Source organism: Veillonella sp. 27098_8_77, assembly GCF_041431535.1.
Classification (GTDB): domain Bacteria; phylum Bacillota; class Negativicutes; order Veillonellales; family Veillonellaceae; genus Veillonella.
Genome location: NZ_JAPVXW010000007.1, coordinates 31,872 through 53,984 on the forward strand (window position 1 = coordinate 31,872; position 22,113 = coordinate 53,984).

Sequence of the window (22,113 nt, forward strand, 5' to 3'; positions counted from 1 at the left end):
TTCATTCATTCTATAAACTATATTAATATATTATATCACATATATCATATTAAGAGCGTGAAAACTTTATGAGAATACTCATTCATTCTCTATGGTGCCATTTAATGCGGCATTGACGATTTCTTCACCAGCCGTGAGTAGCGCCACTAAACCTAAATCGCCTTTGTAACTTTCACCATAAATCTTGTATAAATCCTCTGTACCAGATGGGCGTGCTACGAACCACCCCTTATCGGTTTCTACACGTACACCATCGATAGGCATATCATTATACAGCGACGTGGTACGAATATTTGTGATGAGCTCTCCATCAACAGTAGTGGCCGTAATTAATTCAGCACTCATTTGTTTTAGGATTTGTTTTTGCTCTTTTTTGCACGGTGCATCAATACGGCCAAATCTTGGATTGCCAAACTCCTCAACAGATTCGTCAGCCATTTTTAGTGCAGATTTTCCCATAACAGCCATAATTTCCATACTTAATAAAGCCATAATCATGCCATCTTTATCGGTAGTCCATACGGTGCCATCCTTTTTTAAGAAGGACGCACCCGCACTTTCTTCACCGCCTATGCCAATTTCACCATCAAATAAAAGCTGAGAAAAATATTTAAATCCTACAGGCACTTCATATACAGGAACATCTGCACTAGTAGCCCATTTATCAATCATCGTAGTACATACGACAGTCTTACCAACGCCCTTATTTTTCCAGCCACGCGTAGTAAATAAATAGCGAGCTGCTAACATTAAAAATGTATTAGCCGATATAAGTCCACTGGATACTACGATGCCATAGCGATCATAATCAGGGTCATTACCGACAGCTAAATCAAAATCCCCGATTCGATTAATAACCGAAGCCATAACATGAGGGGATGAACAGTCCATCCGAACTTTCCCATCATGGTCATAGGTCATAAAGCTAAATGTGGGGTCATAGTCATCATGAATGATGGTTAAATCAAGACCATATCGATTCTTAATAGCATTCCAGTAACTGGCACCGCTACCACCTAATGTATCCACTAGAACCTTAGGACCAGCGGCCTTAATGGCATCCATATTAATAACATCGCCCAATTCTTCTACATATAAGCCTTTATAGTCATATGGTACTTGTGCGGTAGGTTCAATATTATCAACGCTAATGCGCTTAAAGTTCTCGCTTTCACAATAGGTAGTCAAATACTCATTGGCGCGAATTTCAATCCATTTCGTTACCACTGTATCCGCAGGACCACCGATAATCGTATTATATTTAATGCCACCATTGTTAGGCGGGTTATGAGACGGCGTAATAATGATGCCATCCGCTTTATCATCGTGAGTTTCGTTATATCGAATAATCGCCCGTGATACAGACGGAGTTGGCACAAAATCCATGTCACAATCTACCATAGCTGTAACACCATTGCCAGCTAGCACCTCGAGAACTGTCACAAGCGCTGGCTGAGATAATGCATGAGTATCTTGGCCTACGAATATAGGACCAGTAGCGCCAAATTGTTTACGACCATCACAAATGGCTTGTGTAATAGCCGCCACATGAAGGTCTGTAAATGTACCATCTACGGAGGTACCACGATGGCCAGATGTACCGAATGAAACCAATTGTGTAGAATTTGTCATATCTGGAACATTGTCAAAATACGCATCTACAATGGTCTGTACATCTATAATATCTTGTTCTTGAACAGGTTTTCCTGCTAATGCATGAGCCATGCTAGCCTCCTTATTCTAATCTTTGTGTTCTACATAATGAGCATTATCCTTACATTCTTTGACGAGATTTTCTATCGGCGTCGGTACAACAGGTGTAGTAAATCCTTTGCCGATAACCTCTTGTGCATCTGTAATGAGAATGAAAGCCTCATTATCCACTTCTTCTATAACTTCTTTTAATTTATTGACTTGTAGCAAATTAACAGCTACCATTACAATCTGTTTCGGCGTTCTCGTATAAGCACCGATACCATTGATAATCGTCGCACCGCGGCCAACCTTACTAATGACCGCATCACAGACCTCATAGGTTCGATAGGTAATGATGAAAGCTACCTTTCGTTGATTAAAACCGATAACAACCTTATTGGTAATAATCGTATATACATACAACGATACGAGTGTAACCGCTACAGCCTCTAAGCCAACCACAAATACAGCAGCTGCTAAGATAGCGGCATTGATGACACTATTAATGGACCCCATTTGAAGTCCATAGTATTTTCGGACAATCAATGCTATCGGATCAAGGCCACCCGTATTACCGCCAACGCGATATACCATACCGAGGCCTACCCCCGTCGTAATACCAGCCATCATAGAACTCAACAATGGATCAGAAATGACCATATTGTATTGCAAGAAGTCAAAGGCATCTACCATCCAGGACAACATGACGGTACCGTACAAGGTATTGACTACAACGCGCTTGCCTAGCCAATGCCAAGCCGCCCAAAATATAGGAATGTTTAAAATCACATTCCATGTACCAACAGAAAGTCCTGTGAGGTAATAGAGTATAAGACCAATACCACTAATTCCGGTACTCACCAATTTGTGCGGTAACACAAACGCGTCGATGCCAGCGCCAAAAATAGCACAGCCAATGGCAACGATTATACATTGGTATATATCATCTTTATATTTAGACCACATATAGGCCTCCCTAAATTGCCATTTCACTATAAATATTCTATAATTAATTAATTGAATATATAGCATTATCACTATATATTTACATACATATACAGTTTCATCATAAACTACTTAATGTTTATTTTCAATCATTTTTAATCTCATGTACGAATGGTATAGAAATTTGTACAAATCATATATCGCATCGAGGATTTTATGTCAAAAAGCATCGAACAATTAGGTCATAGTAAAATCAATATCGGCCTTGCTATTACTGGTAAACGCGATGACGGATATCACAATATCGACAGTATATTCCAGTCTATTCGTTTAGCGGACTCCATCTACTTTGCCAAACATCACTCCGTTGTATTCTCCGGTGTAGCACCAGAGTTACCACAATACATTCAAGATCTCATTCCCTATGATGAACGCAATTTAGCATTAAAGGCATTGCGCGAAGTACAAAAGTATACAGGATGTAAGGCAGGCGCCGCTATTCACCTCATGAAACGCGTACCTGCAGCGGCAGGACTCGGTGGTGGCAGCGCAGATGCGGCCGCTATGTTACTAGGTCTCAACAAATTTTGGGATTTGCGCCTCACCATGGATGAGTTGATGACACTCGGTGCCAAATTAGGATCCGATGTGCCATTCCTATTAAAGGGCGGTACAGCTCGTGGTACAGGCCGCGGCGAAGAACTCGTCTATCACCCATCCCCTGAACCACATTGGTTATTATTGGTAAAGCCTGAAATCTCTGTATCTACGGCAGTCGCTTACGGCCGTTACAAAGATCAATCCAATGCAACATCTGACACGATTAGCAATGTATTACATCATTTGGAACAAAATGATATGTATGGGGCTTTCACAAGCAGCGCCAATACATTTGAAGAATTATTATTCCCTGAGCACGAAGAACTGATTACATGTAAAGAATTCTTTACGAGCCGTGGGTATCCAACCATCATGACCGGTAGTGGTCCCACAATGGTTGTTTTATTAGAAAAACCGGCTCAAGCATTGTCCTTACAAGAAGAAATCAAAAAAGCAGGGCATAATTGGCTTTCACTAATTACCAAAACCTGCACACAGGAGGAAGTATAATGACAAAACGATTGCAACCTATACGCCTAGATGCCTACAAACCATTGAGTGAAGTAGTAAGTGAAACATTGCGTCAAGCCATTCAAGATGGCACTCTTAAGCCAGGCGAGCGCCTCATGGAAATTCCTCTTGCCGAAGAACTCGGTGTGAGTCGTACGCCTATTCGCGAGGCGATTCGCAAACTTGAACTAGAAGGATTTGTCGTTATGGTTCCGCGCCGTGGCACCTATGTGGCAAATATTTCGTTAAAGGATATTACCCAAGTATTTGAAATTCGTTCCGCCCTTGAGGAATTGGCCGCTGGCCTTGCAGCAGAGCGCATTACTAGCGATGAAATTGAGTCTCTAGAGCGCATGCTAGTAGAAATCGGCGATTACATGGAAAATAAAGACATGGATAGTGTAGTAGCTGCAGACGTAGCATTTCATGAAGTTCTCTACAAGGCTTCCCGTAATGAGCGCTTAGCAGACATCGTTCACAACTTGCGGGAACAAACATACCGCTTCCGCAGTTTTTCCATGAACCAACCAGGTCGTTTACGCAAAACATGGGAAGAACATCGCCTCTTGGTTGAAGCCATCGCATCCCATAATGCAGTACAAGCGCGCAAATTAGCACGCGTCCATATGGAACATTCTGAACAAACCTTATTACAAGGCATGGAGGATGCCAAATCCTTTAGTACAGAAAATATATAACACATAATAATCACATAATTGGATACCTGTTACACGCATACATAGATATAAATTGCATTTATGTATGCGTGTTTGTTATATTCTATAGAAGAATATTTCATTTTTTGGTACAATAGATACAAATTATATAGTGTTATTAAAGAAAGGTGAGTTTTATGGAAGCTCTACTCAATGATGCAGTCTCCACGGTCAATACCTACCTGTGGAACTACTTGATCATCTTTATTCTCATCGGTGCTGGTCTATTCTTTACGATGACCACTGGCGCCGTCCAAATCCGCATGTTTAAGGAAATGGTTCGCCTTGTCGCTTCTGGCGCAGGTTCTAAAACAGAAAAGAACCATGTATCCTCATTCCAAGCATTCTGCGTTAGTACAGCATCTCGCGTAGGTGTTGGTAACATCGCTGGTATCGCTATTGCCGTTGTACTCGGTGGTCCTGGTGCCGTGTTCTGGATGTGGGTTATCGCCCTTATCGGTGCTGCTACTGGCTTTATTGAAAGTACACTCGCTCAAATTTACAAGGAACCAGTTGCCAAAGGCGGTTTCTACGGCGGTCCTGCCTACTATATCCGCTATGGTCTTAACAACAAATTCCTAGCTGTTTTATTCGCTATTTTAATCAGCATTACCTATGGCTGGATTTACAACTCTGTACAAGCCAACACATTAGCCGCATCCCTTCAAATTTTTAATTTTGATGTAGCCTATACCGGTGTTGTTGTAGCTGTACTTGTAGGTCTTATCATCTTTGGTGGTATTAGCCGTGTTGCAAAAGCATCTGAAATTATCGTTCCAATCATGGCGGTTCTTTACATTGCGACTGCCTTATTCGTAGTCATCTCCAATATCAGCCAATTCCCTCATGTAATCTATACAATCGTTACATCTGCATTTGAACCATCTGCAGCCGGTGGCGGCCTATTAGGCGCTACTGTAATGAACGGTATTAAACGTGGCCTATTCTCCAACGAAGCCGGTGAAGGTTCTGTACCAAATGCAGCTGCAACAGCCGCTGTTAATCACCCAGTAGAACAAGGTCTTGTGCAAGCATTCGGTGTATTCCTTGATACATTCATTATCTGTACAGCATCTGCTTTCATCGTTCTCATGGTTGGAGACTATAGCACAACAGGTCTTACTGGTGTAGCACTTGTTCAACACAACCTAGCTCAAGAGCTCGGTTCCTGGGCACCTACTGCTGTGGCTGTATTCATCGTAATGTTCTCCTTCAGTTCCCTTATCGGTAACTACTACTATGGTGAAATCAACATCAGCCACTTAACAGACAAAAAATATTGTCTCCATTTATTCCGTATCGGCGTAGTCCTTATGACATTCATCGGTTCTATCGCATCCCTTGATCTTGTATGGAACTTAGCCGACTTATTCATGGCGTTCTTAGTGTTAACAAACATTAGCTCCATCGTTCGTATGGGACGTACCGCAGGTCTTGCGCTTGATGATTACATCAAACAACGTAAAGCTGGTATCGATACGCCTGTATTTAACCGTTCTGTTCTTAATCATACATTTGGTATTGTATGGTGGGGCGAAGGTCAAACTACGGACTCCTCTGTACCTGCTACACCTGTAGAAGATACAATCGAAAAATAATATATACCGACACTTAGGGTCTTTATTCTTCGGAATAAGGGCCCTATTTTTTGTGAAAGCCTATCTAACTAGTTTCAAAGCATATCTACCTATTTTAACCACTATCCAACTATAGAATATAGTTAACATTGTATGTAGGGTATTTATACGACCATGTCGAATACAATAAATAGCAAGACATTTAAACGATCCATTGATTCTGAATTATCAGGAGGACTTTTATATGCAAAACTATAATCCCTATGAAAACATGTTAAACACCCTCGATGTAGCGGCCGAAAAACTTGGCTATACTAGAAATGATTATGAAGTACTACGCCATCCAGAACGGGAACTAAAGGTATCCGTTCCACTCCAACTAGATAATGGCGAAGTTCGCGTATATGAAGGCTATCGTTGCCAACACTCCACATTGCGTGGTAGTGCCAAGGGCGGTCTACGTTTCCATCCAGATTCCGATGAAAACGAAGTTCGTGCATTAGCGGCTTGGATGACTATAAAAAATGCTATCGCTAATATCCCTTATGGTGGTGGTAAAGGCGGTATTAAGGTTGATCCTAAAACATTGAACCCTCGCGAATTAGAACGGTTAACACGTAACTTTGTACGTCGCATTGCGCCTATCATCGGCGTTAATACGGATGTTCCTGCGCCAGATGTAAATACGAATGCACAAATCATGAGCTGGATTGTTGACGAATATAGCACATTAAAAGGCGAATGGAGCCCAGGTATCGTTACAGGCAAACCTATCGAAGTGGGCGGTTCCCTAGGTCGTAATGAAGCTACCGGCCGCGGTTGCCTTATCGCATTGCAATGCTATTTTGCTAAAAAAGGCTTAGATATTAAAAATATGACTGTCGCCGTTCAAGGTTTTGGTAATGTCGGCTCCGTAGGTGCTCGCCTCATTGCAGAAGCAGGTGCTAAGGTTGTAGCTATCGGCGACGTAGCTGTTAATCTATACAATCCAAATGGTCTCGATGTTGAAAAAGCTTATGAATACGCTAATTCTCACGGTCGTTCCTTAGTTGGTTACTCCGAGCCAGGCATGACTACCATTACAGGTCAAGAATTGTTAGCACAAGATGTAGACATCCTCTATCTAGCAGCCCTTGAAAATCAACTTAACAAAGACAACATGGAAAATGTACGCGCTAAGATTATCTTAGAAGGTGCTAATGGTCCAACTACAAATGATGCGGACAAATACTTCTTTGAAAAAGGTATCGATATCATTCCTGACGTACTCGCTAATGGTGGCGGTGTAGTTGTATCCTACTATGAATGGGTACAAAACAAAGCAGGCTTCTACTGGTCTCTCGAAGAAGTAAATGAACGCCTCACTAGAAATATGCAAAACAGCTTTGAAGCAGTATGGCAAATGCAACAAAAATACAATGTCGCCCCTCGCCTAGCTGCATACATGGTAGCTCTCGAACGACTTGTCATCGAAACGACACTTCGCGGCTACAATTGCTAAGGTTATTCTCTAACAATTTCATATAGCAAAAGGACTGGCTTTCCATTGTGAAAGTCAGTCCTTTTATATTACATGCTATGTAGTTATTTAATGGCGTTCATCAAAGCGGCTACTGTGCGACGCGATGCGAGAGCTTTCACCAATGTAGCACCTACGATGCCTGGAATTGTTTGACCAATCAATAAATTGATCACCAACGCCCAGTACGGAACACCTACGAGTGGGCTAAGCCACAATGGTACGCATAATGCAGGTACTAAGATGATTGGCAGCATTGCCCACCACGCGCTAAGTCCAGCACGTCGCATCAATACGATGATACCAGTCGTCGAAATACCGACACCAAAGCCCCCTACCATATCGAGGATGCCAAGGCCACCGAACAAGAAATTAGAAATGAGGTTACCTATGCCCATAGGAATGATTAAGAACGGAAAGGCATAAGCAAGTGCATATAAAGATGTAGCTATACGAATTTGGTAGGCACTGAAGGAAATACCTTGGGTTAGATAAATAAGAACAATATACAATGCTACTACCATAGCAGAAATTGTTAATTTTCGTGTAGAAATCATGCACTCACCTCCTTTTCAATAAAAAAGAGCATGGCAAAACTACCATGCTCGAATGTGCTTATGTTTTCCGTAGTTTTGTTTAGAGACAGGATGGTTTCAAACTGTCTTATGTAGTTGTTCGCCGTTTGGCTCGATACTTATCATAACATAAATCATTTGTTACGGCTAGGTGTTATTGTGGTGATAGAATTGATTGCTTTCGCACCCGCTCCAGCTAGCTTAACGGTCTTCGGCCGAGGGCCTTGACCTACTAAAGTCGCTCTGCGAAAGCAATCAACTCTACAGTATAACGGTATATGCTCTATTGCATTCTTTACGTTATGCTAACATATGCTCGCCAAACTGCAAGCAACTAATAAACGGGGTTTCGGAAGAAAGCCTTGACCTACTAAAGTCGCTTTGTAGAAGTGGTCAATTCTTTAGCATAACGGTTTATGCTCAATTGCATTCTTTACATTATGCTAACATCCGCCCACCAAACGGCGAACATCTAATTTGCTGGGTCTTCTACACCGTTTGCGCGAAAGGCTTCTTGGCGGTCGATGCAGGTGCCGCAATGGCCACATGGGCGGTCGCCGCCTTCGTAGCAAGACCAGGTGAGTTCGTATGGCACGCCTAGGCGAAGGCCTTCGCGGACTACCTCGGCTTTGTTACATTTGATGAATGGTGCTTCAAGGGAGCATTCTTTACCGGAACCTTCAAAGATGGCATTACCCATGGATGTGTAGAATGTTTCTGTGCAGTCTGGGTATGCATTACCGGCCGCATCATCGGCATGGGCGCCATAGTAGATATAGCCACAATCGAGGGATAGTGCTAAGGACGTCGCAGCAGATAGGAATAGTCCATTTCTAAATGGTACATAGGTACTAACAGGACCTTTCCCATGTTCATCTTGTTGTTCCTTGTAGGAACCGGTAGGGACGTCCTCTGTAGACTGCTTCAATAGGGATGAGTTACTGAATGCAAACAATTTTGTTACATCAATCGTTTTTCCTTCTATGCCATAGTATGCTAATACGTTGGCCGCAGCCTCTAATTCCTTGCTATGTTTTTGGCCGTATTGTATGGATAAGGGCACTACGTTTTCTTTACCAAATCGCTCAATGGCGAGCGCCAAACATGTTGTGCTATCTACGCCGCCGCTAAATAATACAACGGCTTTTTGCTTTTGTGCCATCGTTCCTCCTTATGAAAGCCTCATCCGAAGATGAGGCTTTGTTCGTTAATATAGATATATGGAGCTAAGCTTTCACCATATCACATATTATAATTCAATATCGAGTTCCACTGGACAATGATCACTGCCAAAGATGTGTTGATGAATTTTGGCCTCTTTAATCTTGTCATCTAAGCGTTTAGATGTAATAAAGTAGTCAATTCTCCATCCCACGTTTCTATCGCGAGCCTTGCCCATGTAGGACCACCAGCTATATTCATCAACCGCATCAGGATACAAGTAACGGAATGTATCGGTAAAACCAGATTCCAACAATTCTGTCATCTTAGCCCGTTCTTCGTCAGAGAAGCCTGCGTTCTTACGGTTTGTTTTAGGATTTTTCAAATCAATTTCATTGTGGGCCACATTGAGGTCACCACAGAGAATAACCGGTTTCTTTTTATCCAATTCTAATAGGTATGCACGGAACGCATCTTCCCAAGTCATGCGATAATCTAAACGCGCTAATTCACGTTGGCTGTTCGGCGTGTAACAGCAAACGAGATAAAAATTATCATACTCAGCAGTAATAACACGGCCCTCTTGGTCATGTTCTTCAATGCCAATACCATTTGTCACCGCAATCGGTTTAATGCGTGTAAATACGGCAGTGCCGCTATAGCCTTTTTTAACGGCGCTATTCCAAAACTGTTCATAACCAGGTAATTCTAGTTCAATTTGATGAGGTTGCAATTTTGTTTCTTGCAAGCAGAAAATATCTGCATCTAATTCGTTAAAGGAATCGATAAAGCCTTTTGTTACGGCTGCACGCAATCCATTTACATTCCAAGATATTAATTTCATTGATACTCCTTATAAGGCATTTATATACAATATTATTTGTGAAAGCTAGCTTTCACGAGCATGTTTATGTTTACGATCATGCTTAGCCTGAGCTCGTGCTTGTCGCGATACTTCATTGGCTTTCATTTCGTTTTCCTTACGATATCTAAAGTAATTCGCCACAACGGATAACAAAAAGATAATCATCACCGTTACATTGAATAGACCAGGGCCGTAGGTATACAAATGATAGCATAAATAAGCAAATGCAACGACCGATAAAATGTGATTCAACGTTCTCATAATGTTTCAACCCCCGTTTGAATTGGGAATTCATCATAGGTTACCCAGTCACTGGAGCTGCCTACATATAATGCAGAGTTAAGACCTGCTTCGCTCATAACAAGTAGAGCATTACATGCGGTAACACCAGATCCACAATAGGTCACAACAGGTTTTTGTTGATAGATTTCATTGTAAAACTCATTTTCTAAGTCCTTAATAGATCGAGGACCTTCCGAAGTATAGCCACTTTCATAAAAATGGTTAACAGCCCCCGGAATATGTCCTGTCATGCCATCCATAACATCGACCACCGAACCATCATAACGTTCTGGTGCACGAGCATCGACGATAACATGAGAACCGGACTTACTCGCCTCCAATACCTCATTACGACTCATGGTCATATCCGTTTGTAATGTATAGTTAAATGTCGTTGGTTCTGTAGGCAAAGGCGTAGGATCCTTAGTCAATAAATGACCTTCTTTTACCCATCGTTCAATACCGCCAGATAAAACGCGTACATCTTTAAGGCCCATGTAGCGCAAGGTCCACCAAAGACGACCAGCCAAGAAAATCCAAGAATCATAGACAACGACCTTAGAATTTTCATTAATACCAAATGTCTCGAAGGTTTTCGCCAATTGCTCCATATCCGGCAACGGATGACGTCCCCCATGTTCACCGATAGGGCCGGTCAAATCCTTATCTATATCGACGGGAAAAGCGCCTTTAATATGACCTCGTTTATAATCTTGAAACCCTCTTACATCGAGGATGATAACCTCATCCATGATAGGTAATAGTTCGTTAGGAGTAATGAAATTAGACATAATGACTCCTTTCATGTGATTATATCGAAAAATACAAATCTGTTAATACCATTATATACGAGGGGAGTATAGAATACAATCAGCAACGGTTATTATACAAAAAAGAGGCTATAAAAGCCTCTTTAATATTATATCTTATCTATTTTTGTAACTCATCACCAATGCGCTTTACGATACCTGTTACCAAAGCATTACCCATAAAGAACATTCTCATCCGATCTGACACTTCTTCAACCTCACCCTTTGCATTGAGTTTGAATTTTGTCCAATCATCCGGAAAATCTTGTAAACGCTCTGCTTCAATAGGTGTAATCAAGCGATAATTTCCATTGATTTTTAATAAATGAGTTGAGCGATTGACACTACCTTCCGATGTAAGCATTGTTCGGCCTGGCAAATCTAAGGAATCATATTCACTCATGCCCCCCTCTGCATAGGTATATTCATGACCATCTGCTGAGGTACGTATTAACTTTTTAGGCCCCCTGAGATATTTGAACTTTTCAAGTTTGTCTCCAGTAATATAATACTTAGCATCAACTGTTTCTTCTGGAACTACGATTTTCCCCATTGTAATCGGTGGCTCAACAATTGGATTGGTTTCAATAGTATAGTAATATCCATTAGTCATCAATCCAGAATTCCAAAATTTACCATCATTGAAAGTTTCGGAAACCTCGGCAATATCGCCCACTAACTGATTCGCATGTACTCGTTTTTTTACAGCTGTTCCTTCTACTGGGAACTGACGACCAAATAAACCATCTTTAAAAATATATTTCTGATACTGTGCTAATCGTTCTTCTATAGTTGTATCTTTAGAGAATTTTGCTTCATATGTTGTATGTAAGCGTTCACCCCATTTTGTGTCATTTCTAAATACAAAGAAGAAAACACGACGACGTCGTTGCGCACGTCCATAATCAGCAGCATTAATAACACGCCATTCAACAGAATAACCTAGTTCATTAAACGCGGCTAACATAACTGCAAAATCTCTTCCTCGTTGACTAGATGGAGCCTTTAGTAGTCTATCTACATTTTCGAGAACTAAATATTTTGGTTTAATAACCTCGGTAGCACGAATTATCTCCCAAAAAAGGACCCCTTTTTTACCTTCAATACCGAGTTCGTTCTTTTTACTTCTTGCTACAGAATAATCTTGGCACGGGAATCCACCTACAATCATATCAACGCCATTTTGCTTCATCTCTTCAAACTTCTCATTTGGAATGAGTGCAACATCGGTCCCGATATGTTCCATATTAGGGAATCTATATAAACCTACTTCGTAAGCATCTTGTATCTTTCTCGATGGTTCATACTGATTAGAATATAGTGTTTGAAAGACCTCTTTACTTGAGTTCTCAAGGCCTACTATAAACCCACCTACACCATCAAACATAGAAAATATCTTCATTATAACCCCTTATCAATAAAATACTTCGAACATATTATATCAGATTCTAGAGAAGAGATCAAGATCAAATTTCTATTTCTTATCTAAATTTATAAGTTCTTTTCTCGTTACCAACCAATGCGATGTAGCTAAATCTTCTAATTGATTCCTATAAAGTATTATATTTAAAGGTTGCTCAGATAATATATTCCTACCAGTTAAATACCACTTAGGATATGTCTCTTTCCCTACAGGTTCATCAATTTTATCAAGTGCTTTTTGCAAGATTTTTTCTTCTAAACTTACTCTCTTATTAGAAGCTACAGTATGAAACTTTACGATATCTGTATCAGCAGTGACTATATTTATAATGTATTCTTGAATGTCGGTCTTTTCAAAAAACATAGCTTCTATTTGTACAATGTCGTGATACTTTAAGCGGCTTTTATTGGTCCCAGCTTGTACCCATAACCAACATAATAAATATCGCTGCGTTGCATTATATTTTGGATTAGTCAGCCACCCCTCTTTTAATTGCCCATTATACATATAAGACACTTCAAAGGCGAATGTGGGCATAGCTTTTTCCTTTAAATTAGTTTTTGCATAATGGATAGCGGCCTTTTCATCTACAACAATTTTCTTTCCACTCTTAAGAGTAAGAACAGTATCACTACCTGCATGCTGCTTATTTAACTCTCTAGAGACTTCAAAATCAATAATATATCCTTTTTCTTTGAATTTTTCATAGAGAAAATCAACCAAAACTTATTTACCGCCTGCTCTCCCAACAAATCATCTTCAAAATTATATTTAGTTCTCTCACTATAATCCATAAATTATAACTCTCTCACTATTTCTGCAATATACTCTCTATTTAACCAATATGTCTGTTTTGTAATCATTTGTCCATCTGGTAATTGAACTTTATCAGCAGCATTGGCAGCTTTTGGTCTAATATGGCAAACACCATTAAACTTAGCTCCTGGCAAATTATTTTTCACACCTCTTGGCGTTTGTGTTAATTCAACACCAACTGCTAATATGTCATGCACCGTTTGCCATAAATCTTTTAATTCAGTCTCAATAATTTGCTCCGGCATATTCCACAACTTAATGCCTTTCAAATAAGGTACTCTGTTAGGGTTCTCTCGTTCAGTCTCAGTAAATTGAAATACAACAAATAAGAATTTTGTATTTTCAAATGTTTCATATACTTGGGATTCTTCCCAAGATGCATTGAGCCATCTATCAAAGTCAATTTGTTCAAATGACATATGTTCACGCGGAACACCATTTGGTTCTAAACGGATAGTCTTAAATTTGATATTTGCCTTAGCAAATTCCTCAGTATCATCAAGACTAGTGCCTTTTATACCAAGTAGATCACTGACCAGATTTGCATACATCGCTTTATTCTTGTTTTCTGCAAAGTTAATGTGATGCTTTAATTCATATAATGTACGCCCAATATAAGGTGCAAATCTTTCATGTAATAATTCATCAACTGATTTAGACTTTAATTCTTCTGGTTTGAAAACTGAGATTACGTCTTCATTCATAAGAATTCGTCTTACATAAGCAGTCATATATGAGTTCTTTAACGAATAGGCTCTCTGTTTTGCAGGGATATCAGAAAAGGGTTGCTTTCGCATGCTCTTTGCATTAGCACCTTTTGTACAAGCAGCAAGATACATGGTATCCCCCTCAGAAATTTCATGAGCCTTACCCGCTTTGATTTTATCTATAATAATTTGCCAATCTTGCTTAACAATAGCTAAATCCGATTCAGAAAATTGATGGATAACGGATTTAAGAATAGGAAATTCACCTTTATTCACACCATCAATCCATTTATAAAACATAAGCAAGATTTTTTTATTCTTATGCCACAACGATGATTCTTCAAAAGTACGCTTATACTCTTCCATATAATCAATAATATTGAGAACCAATCTTTCCTTTGCTGAGAAGGATGTCTGCTTTGCATTTGTTTTGATGCCAGTAACCTTTAATTCAAGATCTAGGTTAGCAAAATCAGCTTCTGCACGACTATTGGGAGCCATATGAAATAAGCCTTCTTCAATGATTTGACCTATGCCTCCCTTATTTTTCTTCGTCTCAAGTCGATTAGTTACATCATACTCCTTTACAAGCTTACCTTCTGCAGACTTTGCTACATCTAAAACTTCTTCAATAGAATCATAGCGACGTTCAAAATCCATTCCAATCACCTCCCATTTGTTAATTTAATTATACCAACTTATAAATATGAAATAAACATACACTGCATTGCATATCAATAAATATATTACTTACTCAAATAGCTATTAATGCTTTATAATATTTAATATTTATTTAATAATTATCAGTTATATGTATCTTTTTTGCCCCTTTAATCTATGCTATAATAATACTGATATCAACTGTATAGAATATAAAGTATAGATATTTTTTCACAAACGCGTTTTACAAGGAGTATTGGCAATTGAAAAAGGGTTATATTAAATTAATCTTAGCCGTAATTCTAGGGATTGCTGTTATTGGTGGAGGCATTTATTGCGCTTATCACTTCCTATCCAATAAAGCAACTACAATATTATATCGCTCTACAATTGAGGATAAGATCAATGCCTTACGACCTTATATTGAGGCAGCTGATACATTTAATTTGAATAGTGTTGCCTATACCTATCAAATACAACCAACCCTTGAAGAATTGCGCAATCATACACATAATACGTCTGTAACATTACCTGACTATAAGAAATTAAAAACTCAGCTTGAAGCAGCTAAAGAAGAAAGTTCCACACCATATGAGGATGTAAATAAGGCGACGGATGAATTACTTACCATCTTATCGCAATTAATTCCTGTAGCTGACCAACTTCAAAACTACTACACAGATAGAACTTTTGAAAAAGATAATTTTGTAGGTAGTGATAACTTAGCTAGCCAATATGTACCATTAGCGGATCAATTCAATGCGGCCTATAATGCATACGATTTAGCACTTGAAAATCGTAATAACGAATTATATACAGAACGCATGAAAGAATTCGCTGATGAAAACAGAGTCAATGCAGTTAATTTCATTGAATTAAATATACTATTATCTCAAACCATAGATATTATCGATCCTGATGGTAATACAGATACACAAAAGGTCGAAACCAATCTACAAGAAATTACAAAACGCTTGAATGACTTGCAACCTGGTACAAAACCAGAAACGCAAGCTGCGGTTAAACAATATCAAGATGCTGTAAAAGAATTTATTGCAGAAGCAAGAAATTACATCATTATCAACTCCTCCTATGGCGAAGCATATACGCAATTATATGTAAAATATAATCGCATGATTGGCCGTGCTAACGAGGTGGATATGAATGACCTCGATGCAGTAGACAGCAAAAAATAATAATTGAACAACACAAAGGACCAGCCTTATAGCTGGTCCTTTTATTGTGTCTAAATCAATACTACTTATTCTTTTTTCAAATCTTTCGTGATTACATAGTATTCACTAGGTGATGTGTGAATACCCTTTAGATAGCTTTTACCAATCATATTAATCTTAGGATAGCCAAGGAATATGGTAGCATTTTCATCGAGCAAAATTTGTTGGGCATTGATGATAGCATTGCGTGCGATTGTAGCATCTAGCGTAAAACCTGCCAGTGCTATAAGTTCATCAATCATCGTATAATCGACAATTTTAATCTGTACGTCAATACCAATTTTCTTATAATCCGCCTGCATTGCCTCTGCATATAGCGTCAATTCAGGTCTTGATGTATAAGTATATAAAACTAGCGAGAGATTTTGACCATTTTTATCTACAAGGCCATCCCCATTGGTATCTGTCCAACTAGACTTAGCTAATAAAGTTTTAGCCTTATTAGGATCATATGGATTGGTATCCTTTAATTGTTTAAATCCATAATCAAGGCTAGGCGGCAATGGCGCCTACTCGTAAAATATCTTTATCATATCCTATTTATCGAAAGTTCTCAATCATCTAATATATATTTAGCAAATAGAAAAGATAAAAGCCTTCGCATACGCGAAGGCTTTCACCAATAAGATTATATATTTGTATCATTAGTAACGGTATCCATCGATAATGGATTATGTGGTTTACCAATTTCAAAAATAGAACTCAATAACACCTTTGTATATGGATGTTTTGCATCTGCTAGATGGAACGCATCTAGTTCTTCAACGATAGCCCCTTTATACATGACTACAACCTTATGGCACATAGTACGAATGAAAGCAATATCATGAGCGATAAACAAATATGTTAAATTCCGTTTCTTTTGCAATCTAGCGAGTAGATAGGCAATAGAATCTTGCACAGATACATCAAGGGCACTCGTTGCCTCATCGAATACGAGGATTTCAGGTTCCAAAACGATAGCTCGTGCGATAGCTACACGTTGACGTTGACCACCAGACATCTCATGAGGGAATCGATGCATGAACTCGCGCGGTAAATCTACCATTTCAAGATAATCACCAGCGATTTGTTCTTCTTTTCCCTTTTCAAGAAGCCCAAAATTATATAGTGGTTCAAGGATAATATCCTTAACCTTCATGCGTGGGTTAAATGCAGCAGATGGATCTTGGAATACCATTTGAATTTTTTTACGGTATTCCTTTGTTTGTTCTGCATTCATATGTTGAATTTCAACACCATCGACATAGATTTCACCTTCTGTAATAGGCAACATTTTCATAATCATACGAACCAATGTTGTTTTACCAGAGCCGGATTCACCTACAATACCAAGAGATTCCCCTTTTTCAAGGGTGATATTGATATTTTTACATGCCTCAAGTTCGCCACCAGTAGGAAGTGGGAATCGTTTATATACATTTTTAATTTCTACTGCGTAGTTAGTCAATGTAACGACCTCCTTCCAATGTTGGTACCGCATCTTTTAGTTGTTTTGTGTATTCATTAGATGGGTTTTCTAAGATTTCTTGTGGCGTACCTGCATCTACAACACGGCCCTTTTTCATAACGATGATGTAATCGGACATATACGCCGCCACACCAAGGTTATGGGTTACCATAACGATAGCGGAATTATGCACTTTAGATAATTCCATCATTTGCATAACAACTTGAGATTGTGTTGTCACGTCTAGAGCAGATGTTGGTTCATCACCGATGAGTAATGCTGGGTCTAATGCTAATGCCATGGCAATACCAACACGTTGGCGTTGACCGCCAGACAGCTCATGTGGATAGCGGCGAAGGATATCTGCGCAATTAGGTAACGCAACAGACTCTAATAATTCAATAGCACGACGATCACATTCGTCATTGGAGATTTCAATGTGAGCTTTGAATAGTTCTCTAAATTGTTTACCAATGCGTACAATCGGATCGAGTGCACTACCGCTATCTTGGAAAATCATGGCCATGTCTTTGCCACGTATGGATCTCCATTCTGACTTAGATAGGGTGCGAAGGTCTTGACCATTAAAGATCATTGTACCATCTGTGACCTCACCACCTGCAGGCAACAAACCCATAAGGGCCCGGATCACGGTAGTTTTACCGGATCCAGATTCCCCTACAATGGTCAATACCTTACCGCGTTCCAAGGTAAAGTTTACATCCATAACAGCAGGCACACCTTGGTACGCGATGTTAAGGTTCTCTACAGTTAGTATGTTTTCTGCCATTATAGCTCCTTATTATTTTGTAATTTTATTAGTAATCCAGTAGTAGTCACTTGGGTACATGACAGCACCTTTCAAGTAAGAACCAGTAACGATATTAGTTTTAGGGTAACCTAAGAACAATGCAGCGCCATCATTCATCAATAATTGTTGAATTTGAATTGCATAGTCACGACGTTTTGCAGGATCAAATTCAGTTTCAGCAGCATCTAACAATTGGTCAACTTGAGGATTAGAGTAACCAGAACCATTTTGTGGGTTGGAACCATCGATATTAGTATGCCAATAGTTAGACAAGAACCAGATTGGGTCACCTGTATTAGCAGTTACGATATTGGAGATAAGCATATCATAGTCGCCATCTTGACCCATTTTATCAATCAAGTTATAGTCAACTGTTTTGATTTTCATGTCGATACCCACTTTTTTAAGGTCTGCTTGAACAGCTTCGGCATAAAGTGGTAATTCTGCACGAGAGTTATATACAACGAAGTTGAATGTTAACGGTTTACCATCTTTATCAAGGATGCCGTCCCCATCAGTATCTTTCCAGCCATCTTCTGCTAACAATTGTTTAGCACGATCCACATTATATGCATTAGGATCTTTCAAATCTTTGAAGCCATAGTCCATGGATGGTGGAATTGGAGCGGAACCAGGAATGAATGTGCCTTTTAGCAATACATCGGCATAGTTTTTACGATCTGTTGCGGAAATAACAGCTGCACGAACTTTGTCATCACCAAGAACACCTTTTTGGTTAATACGAGCCAATACTACGCGAAGGGATGCAATTTCATCAACCTTGAACTTATCGTTATTTTGGAATAAGCCGATTTCACCAGCACCGATGTTAACAGCCATATCTACGTCGCCAGATTGTAAGCTCATAGCACGCGTATTAGGATCGTCGATGGAAGGAATTTCTACAGTTTTGAATGGTACTGCACCATCCCAATAGTTTTCGTTAGCAGCCATTTCAGCGCGTTCTTTAGTGAAAGATTTAACTACGTATGGGCCTGTACCGATAGGGCCTTCTTTCGCAAAGTTGCGTCCGTCTTTTTCAGATTGTACATCGACGATAAGGAACAATGGATCCGCTAAAAGCCCAGGCATATTAGGATATTCTTTCTTCGTATGAATTACCAATTGTTGGCCATTTGCTTCGATGGAATCATATTCGAAGAATGTTTTTGCACGATTGGATTTTTCAAAAGCCCGTTCGATAGATGCTTTTACAGCTGCAGCATCAACTTTTTTACCATTGGAGAACTTTACCTTATCGTTGATTGTGAAAGTCCATGTTTTATGGTCTGGGGATACTTCCCATTTGGATGCAATCCATGGTTGAGGTTTCATTTGTTCATCAAATTTAGCCAATGTTTCGCCTACACCATAGCGCATTACAACCCAAGCGAAGAAGTTTTCAGTAGGTTCTAAAGTAGAAGCGAAGTTAGTTACGCCTACTTTCAATACGTCTTTATTTGCAGAGCCGTTGTTATCGGAGCCACAGCCAGCGATGAAGGAACCCATCATTACAATGCTAAGACCTGCTAAAAGAGCCTTTTTCCAAGATTTTTTCATTTAAAATCTCCTTATTAACACAATATACAAAGCTTATATATCATTATTATGCCGCAAAGGCCTAATAAAGATTCCAAATACTAAGATTAACCTTGGTTCTTAGGATCCACTACATCGCGTAGAGAATCAGACCAAAGATTGAATATGGATACTACGATTAAAATCGACAAACCAGGGAACGCCATGAGCCATGGGCTCGTTTGCAAGTATTGACGACCTTCATTAAGCATAAGACCCCATTCAGGTGTTGGTGGTTGCGCACCAAAACCAAGGAATGATAAACCGGCAACTTCAATCATAATAGCCCCAATATCAAGAGCCCCTGTGGTTACAACGAGTGGCAAAATATTAGGAATAATATGACGACGTAAAATCGTCCATGTAGAGGCCCCCATCATAACAGCAGCCGTTACATATTCTTCACCGCGTACTTTCAACGTCATAGAACGAACAAGTCGCGCATATTTAGCCCACCCTACAACCGATAATGCTAAGATGGTATTTACAATACTACCACCTAAGATACCGGCGATGGCAATGGCGAGCACTACCCCTGGGAAAGATAACATGATATCCGCCAAGCGCATAAGAACCATTTCAACCTTGCCACCAAAGTAACCTGCTACGGCACCGATGACTGTACCAATGCTCACCATAATCACTACGATGGATACACCCATGAACAAAGATAATTGAGTACCATAAATGATACGAGACAATACGTCACGGCCCAATTTGTCGGTACCAAACCAATGTTGAGTACTAGGTGCTTGTAATGCCTTGGACATATCCGATGTGAAAGCATCGCCCGGAGCAAGCCATGGTGCAAAGATAGCAATGAATACGATAACGAGCATCAATGCAGTGTAGAAAGAGAACAATTTATGTTTCTGAATAAATTCTTTCATTATGCTCTCTCCCTTTTCAATCTAGGGTCCAATAGAACATAGGATGCATCAACTAAAGCATTGATACACATGTATGCAATAGCAACCCATAACACAAAACCTTCAATCAATGGATAGTCACGCATAGTGATGGCGTAAATGGCCATATTCCCGAGGCCAGGCCAGGAGAATACCATTTCAACTACCGCTACACCACCTAATAACCAACCAATAAGAACACCTAAAATAGTGATCAATGGCAATACGGCATTAGGCAAAATGTGACCGAATAAAATCTTCATTTCGCTCACGCCACGGGCACGGGCACCGATAACGTAATCCTTTTGCATCTCTTCAAGGATAACGAGTCGAACTTGACGCATGTATTTAGATCCAACGACAACGGCCAATGTAACGGCTGGCAAAATAACGCCTGTCGCTGTTACACGAGATGAAGCGATTGGAACCAAGCCGAGCTTTAAGCCAAAAATGTAAATTAATACAAGGCCTAACCAGAATGACGGCATAGATACGCCTATAAAAGAAAGGCTTCTCAGTACATAGTCTATCCATTTATTCCGATTATACGCACTCAGTATACCTGCCGGTAATGCATAGATAATCGTAAATACCAATGCGGTTCCTGACAATGCAAGCGTACCAGGTAATGCTTCTAACATGCGATCTACTACAGGTTTTTTAGCAGAGTAACTCATTCCTAAGTCACCTTGTGCTGCATTGACTACCCAGTTTGCATACTGTACGATAAACGGCTTATCCAAGCCTAATTGTGCTCGAGTTTCATCAATCATTTCTTGAGACACGATAGTATCCGCCGTTTCCAGTAGCATCGTAACTGGGTCCCCTGGAGCTAAATAGGTGAGACAAAATGTCAAAAATGTGATGCCAAACAAGGTAACAATAAATTGTCCTAATTGCTTGGCAAAGCGTTTGCCCATAGGCACCTCCTATACCCTTTTTAAATAAAAACACCTAATAGTGAATAAACATAGAAAGAAAACATGTAATATGATGCTGTGTAATAAGATCTATGAAATAACCATAAAAAAAGATTAGCCTGCCTGACTAACCTAAATTAAAACACCGTGTTCTAGCACAATGTTCCTCAAGATTGAGCAGGCTTTCTGACTTTTGATTCATCACAATATTTCAGCCTTCCCAGTTTCCCAGTGACCCTAATACGAAATATTGCTCCTCATAACAGCTATTTTCATAGTATAGGATTTACACCCATTTTCCTCTTTTACGCTCGGTAAAACCGACACTCAGTTTATTCACTTTTATCAATT

General features: G+C 39.7%; 21 protein-coding genes and 1 riboswitch. Of the genes, 5 read left to right on the forward strand and 16 right to left on the reverse strand.

Annotated elements, in window-relative coordinates; genetic code table 11:
• Positions 1 to 78 precede the first annotated feature (78 nt).
• Together O3617_RS05595 and O3617_RS05600 are read right to left on the reverse strand one after the other, a co-directional pair.
• A complete protein-coding gene (locus O3617_RS05595; RefSeq protein ID WP_371449094.1) occupies positions 79 to 1,725 on the reverse strand; it encodes an alpha-D-glucose phosphate-specific phosphoglucomutase in 1,647 nt (548 codons plus the stop codon).
• 15 nt (positions 1,726 to 1,740) lie between these two features.
• Positions 1,741 to 2,661 (reverse strand): YitT family protein, encoded by a 921-nt coding sequence (locus O3617_RS05600; protein WP_302064620.1) that lies wholly within the window; start codon positions 2,659 to 2,661, stop codon positions 1,741 to 1,743.
• A gap of 195 nt (positions 2,662 to 2,856) precedes the next feature.
• On the opposite strand from O3617_RS05600, the gene ispE reads away from it, so the two are divergent.
• The 4 genes from ispE to O3617_RS05620 all read left to right on the forward strand — a co-directional run bounded on the left by ispE (position 2,857) and on the right by O3617_RS05620 (position 7,544).
• A complete protein-coding gene (gene ispE / locus O3617_RS05605; protein ID WP_371449095.1) occupies positions 2,857 to 3,750 on the forward strand; it encodes a 4-(cytidine 5'-diphospho)-2-C-methyl-D-erythritol kinase in 894 nt (297 codons plus the stop codon).
• Entirely contained in the window at positions 3,750 to 4,448 is a 699-nt protein-coding gene (locus O3617_RS05610) for a GntR family transcriptional regulator (RefSeq protein ID WP_371449096.1), read from the forward strand. The genes ispE and O3617_RS05610 overlap by 1 nt, the downstream gene beginning before the upstream one ends.
• Before the next feature lie 155 nt (positions 4,449 to 4,603).
• Entirely contained in the window at positions 4,604 to 6,064 is a 1,461-nt protein-coding gene (locus O3617_RS05615) for a sodium:alanine symporter family protein (RefSeq protein ID WP_016476474.1), read from the forward strand.
• Positions 6,065 to 6,287: 223 nt separating this feature from the next.
• Positions 6,288 to 7,544 (forward strand): Glu/Leu/Phe/Val dehydrogenase, encoded by a 1,257-nt coding sequence (locus O3617_RS05620; RefSeq protein ID WP_371449097.1) that lies wholly within the window; start codon positions 6,288 to 6,290, stop codon positions 7,542 to 7,544.
• Positions 7,545 to 7,627: 83 nt separating this feature from the next.
• Here O3617_RS05620 and O3617_RS05625 read toward each other — a convergent pair whose 3' ends face one another.
• The 8 genes from O3617_RS05625 to O3617_RS05660 all read right to left on the reverse strand — a co-directional run bounded on the left by O3617_RS05625 (position 7,628) and on the right by O3617_RS05660 (position 14,860).
• Positions 7,628 to 8,119 (reverse strand): QueT transporter family protein, encoded by a 492-nt coding sequence (locus tag O3617_RS05625; RefSeq protein WP_371449098.1) that lies wholly within the window; start codon positions 8,117 to 8,119, stop codon positions 7,628 to 7,630.
• Between the two features lie 490 nt (positions 8,120 to 8,609).
• The gene (gene queC / locus O3617_RS05630) at positions 8,610 to 9,299 is read right to left on the reverse strand and encodes a 7-cyano-7-deazaguanine synthase QueC (protein WP_371449099.1); all 690 of its coding nucleotides are present in this window, start codon (positions 9,297 to 9,299) and stop codon (positions 8,610 to 8,612) included.
• 87 nt (positions 9,300 to 9,386) lie between these two features.
• Entirely contained in the window at positions 9,387 to 10,142 is a 756-nt protein-coding gene (locus O3617_RS05635; RefSeq protein ID WP_316599082.1) for an exodeoxyribonuclease III, read from the reverse strand.
• 45 nt (positions 10,143 to 10,187) lie between these two features.
• Positions 10,188 to 10,424 (reverse strand): hypothetical protein, encoded by a 237-nt coding sequence (locus O3617_RS05640; RefSeq protein WP_371449100.1) that lies wholly within the window; start codon positions 10,422 to 10,424, stop codon positions 10,188 to 10,190.
• On the reverse strand, positions 10,421 to 11,236 hold the full coding sequence (locus O3617_RS05645; RefSeq protein WP_371449101.1) for a sulfurtransferase: 816 nt from the start codon (positions 11,234 to 11,236) through the stop codon (positions 10,421 to 10,423). Before O3617_RS05645 ends, O3617_RS05640 begins: the two co-directional genes overlap by 4 nt.
• 139 nt (positions 11,237 to 11,375) lie before the next feature.
• On the reverse strand, positions 11,376 to 12,656 hold the full coding sequence (gene dcm, locus O3617_RS05650) for a DNA (cytosine-5-)-methyltransferase (protein ID WP_371449102.1): 1,281 nt from the start codon (positions 12,654 to 12,656) through the stop codon (positions 11,376 to 11,378).
• Positions 12,657 to 12,728: 72 nt separating this feature from the next.
• Entirely contained in the window at positions 12,729 to 13,400 is a 672-nt protein-coding gene (locus tag O3617_RS05655; RefSeq protein ID WP_371449103.1) for a hypothetical protein, read from the reverse strand.
• A 74-nt stretch (positions 13,401 to 13,474) separates the two neighbouring features.
• A complete protein-coding gene (locus O3617_RS05660) occupies positions 13,475 to 14,860 on the reverse strand; it encodes a Sau3AI family type II restriction endonuclease (protein WP_178832492.1) in 1,386 nt (461 codons plus the stop codon).
• 263 nt (positions 14,861 to 15,123) lie between these two features.
• On the opposite strand from O3617_RS05660, the gene O3617_RS05665 reads away from it, so the two are divergent.
• Entirely contained in the window at positions 15,124 to 16,056 is a 933-nt protein-coding gene (locus O3617_RS05665) for a DUF3829 domain-containing protein (RefSeq protein ID WP_287510014.1), read from the forward strand.
• Positions 16,057 to 16,121: 65 nt separating this feature from the next.
• Here the strand turns inward: O3617_RS05665 and O3617_RS05670 are convergent, their stop codons facing one another.
• From O3617_RS05670 to nikB, 6 genes are all read right to left on the reverse strand, one after another.
• Positions 16,122 to 16,598: an ABC transporter substrate-binding protein gene (locus O3617_RS05670; protein WP_371449104.1), complete on the reverse strand. Its 477-nt coding sequence runs from the start codon at positions 16,596 to 16,598 to the stop codon at positions 16,122 to 16,124.
• Positions 16,599 to 16,723: 125 nt separating this feature from the next.
• Positions 16,724 to 17,545 carry an ABC transporter ATP-binding protein gene (locus O3617_RS05675; RefSeq protein WP_005384000.1) on the reverse strand — a complete coding sequence of 274 codons (822 nt, stop codon included), beginning with the start codon at positions 17,543 to 17,545 and terminating at the stop codon, positions 16,724 to 16,726.
• Entirely contained in the window at positions 17,538 to 18,335 is a 798-nt protein-coding gene (locus O3617_RS05680) for an ABC transporter ATP-binding protein (protein ID WP_005384001.1), read from the reverse strand. The genes O3617_RS05675 and O3617_RS05680 overlap by 8 nt, the downstream gene beginning before the upstream one ends.
• Before the next feature lie 12 nt (positions 18,336 to 18,347).
• On the reverse strand, positions 18,348 to 19,916 hold the full coding sequence (locus O3617_RS05685) for an ABC transporter substrate-binding protein (protein ID WP_371449105.1): 1,569 nt from the start codon (positions 19,914 to 19,916) through the stop codon (positions 18,348 to 18,350).
• Between the two features lie 86 nt (positions 19,917 to 20,002).
• The gene (gene nikC / locus O3617_RS05690; RefSeq protein ID WP_371449106.1) at positions 20,003 to 20,824 is read right to left on the reverse strand and encodes a nickel transporter permease; all 822 of its coding nucleotides are present in this window, start codon (positions 20,822 to 20,824) and stop codon (positions 20,003 to 20,005) included.
• On the reverse strand, positions 20,824 to 21,762 hold the full coding sequence (nikB, locus tag O3617_RS05695) for a nickel ABC transporter permease (RefSeq protein ID WP_005384009.1): 939 nt from the start codon (positions 21,760 to 21,762) through the stop codon (positions 20,824 to 20,826). The genes nikC and nikB overlap by 1 nt, the downstream gene beginning before the upstream one ends.
• A gap of 158 nt (positions 21,763 to 21,920) precedes the next feature.
• Positions 21,921 to 22,108, reverse strand: a riboswitch (cobalamin riboswitch).
• Between the last annotated feature and the right edge of the window lie 5 nt (positions 22,109 to 22,113).

Excerpts from the sequence above, each read along its gene's own strand:
- O3617_RS05620 (WP_371449097.1), top strand. The coding sequence starts at position 6,288 with ATGCAAAACTATAATCCCTATGAAAACATGTTAAACACCCTCGATGTA.
- nikC (WP_371449106.1), bottom strand. The coding sequence starts at position 20,824 with ATGAAAGAATTTATTCAGAAACATAAATTGTTCTCTTTCTACACTGCA.
- O3617_RS05600 (WP_302064620.1), bottom strand. The coding sequence starts at position 2,661 with ATGTGGTCTAAATATAAAGATGATATATACCAATGTATAATCGTTGCC.
- nikB (WP_005384009.1), bottom strand. The coding sequence starts at position 21,762 with ATGGGCAAACGCTTTGCCAAGCAATTAGGACAATTTATTGTTACCTTG.
- O3617_RS05640 (WP_371449100.1), bottom strand. The coding sequence starts at position 10,424 with ATGAGAACGTTGAATCACATTTTATCGGTCGTTGCATTTGCTTATTTA.
- O3617_RS05660 (WP_178832492.1), bottom strand. The coding sequence starts at position 14,860 with ATGGATTTTGAACGTCGCTATGATTCTATTGAAGAAGTTTTAGATGTA.
- queC (WP_371449099.1), bottom strand. The coding sequence starts at position 9,299 with ATGGCACAAAAGCAAAAAGCCGTTGTATTATTTAGCGGCGGCGTAGAT.
- O3617_RS05635 (WP_316599082.1), bottom strand. The coding sequence starts at position 10,142 with ATGAAATTAATATCTTGGAATGTAAATGGATTGCGTGCAGCCGTAACA.
- O3617_RS05615 (WP_016476474.1), top strand. The coding sequence starts at position 4,604 with ATGGAAGCTCTACTCAATGATGCAGTCTCCACGGTCAATACCTACCTG.
- O3617_RS05610 (WP_371449096.1), top strand. The coding sequence starts at position 3,750 with ATGACAAAACGATTGCAACCTATACGCCTAGATGCCTACAAACCATTG.
- O3617_RS05680 (WP_005384001.1), bottom strand. The coding sequence starts at position 18,335 with ATGGCAGAAAACATACTAACTGTAGAGAACCTTAACATCGCGTACCAA.
- O3617_RS05645 (WP_371449101.1), bottom strand. The coding sequence starts at position 11,236 with ATGTCTAATTTCATTACTCCTAACGAACTATTACCTATCATGGATGAG.
- O3617_RS05625 (WP_371449098.1), bottom strand. The coding sequence starts at position 8,119 with ATGATTTCTACACGAAAATTAACAATTTCTGCTATGGTAGTAGCATTG.
- dcm (WP_371449102.1), bottom strand. The coding sequence starts at position 12,656 with ATGAAGATATTTTCTATGTTTGATGGTGTAGGTGGGTTTATAGTAGGC.
- O3617_RS05685 (WP_371449105.1), bottom strand. The coding sequence starts at position 19,916 with ATGAAAAAATCTTGGAAAAAGGCTCTTTTAGCAGGTCTTAGCATTGTA.
- ispE (WP_371449095.1), top strand. The coding sequence starts at position 2,857 with ATGTCAAAAAGCATCGAACAATTAGGTCATAGTAAAATCAATATCGGC.
- O3617_RS05595 (WP_371449094.1), bottom strand. The coding sequence starts at position 1,725 with ATGGCTCATGCATTAGCAGGAAAACCTGTTCAAGAACAAGATATTATA.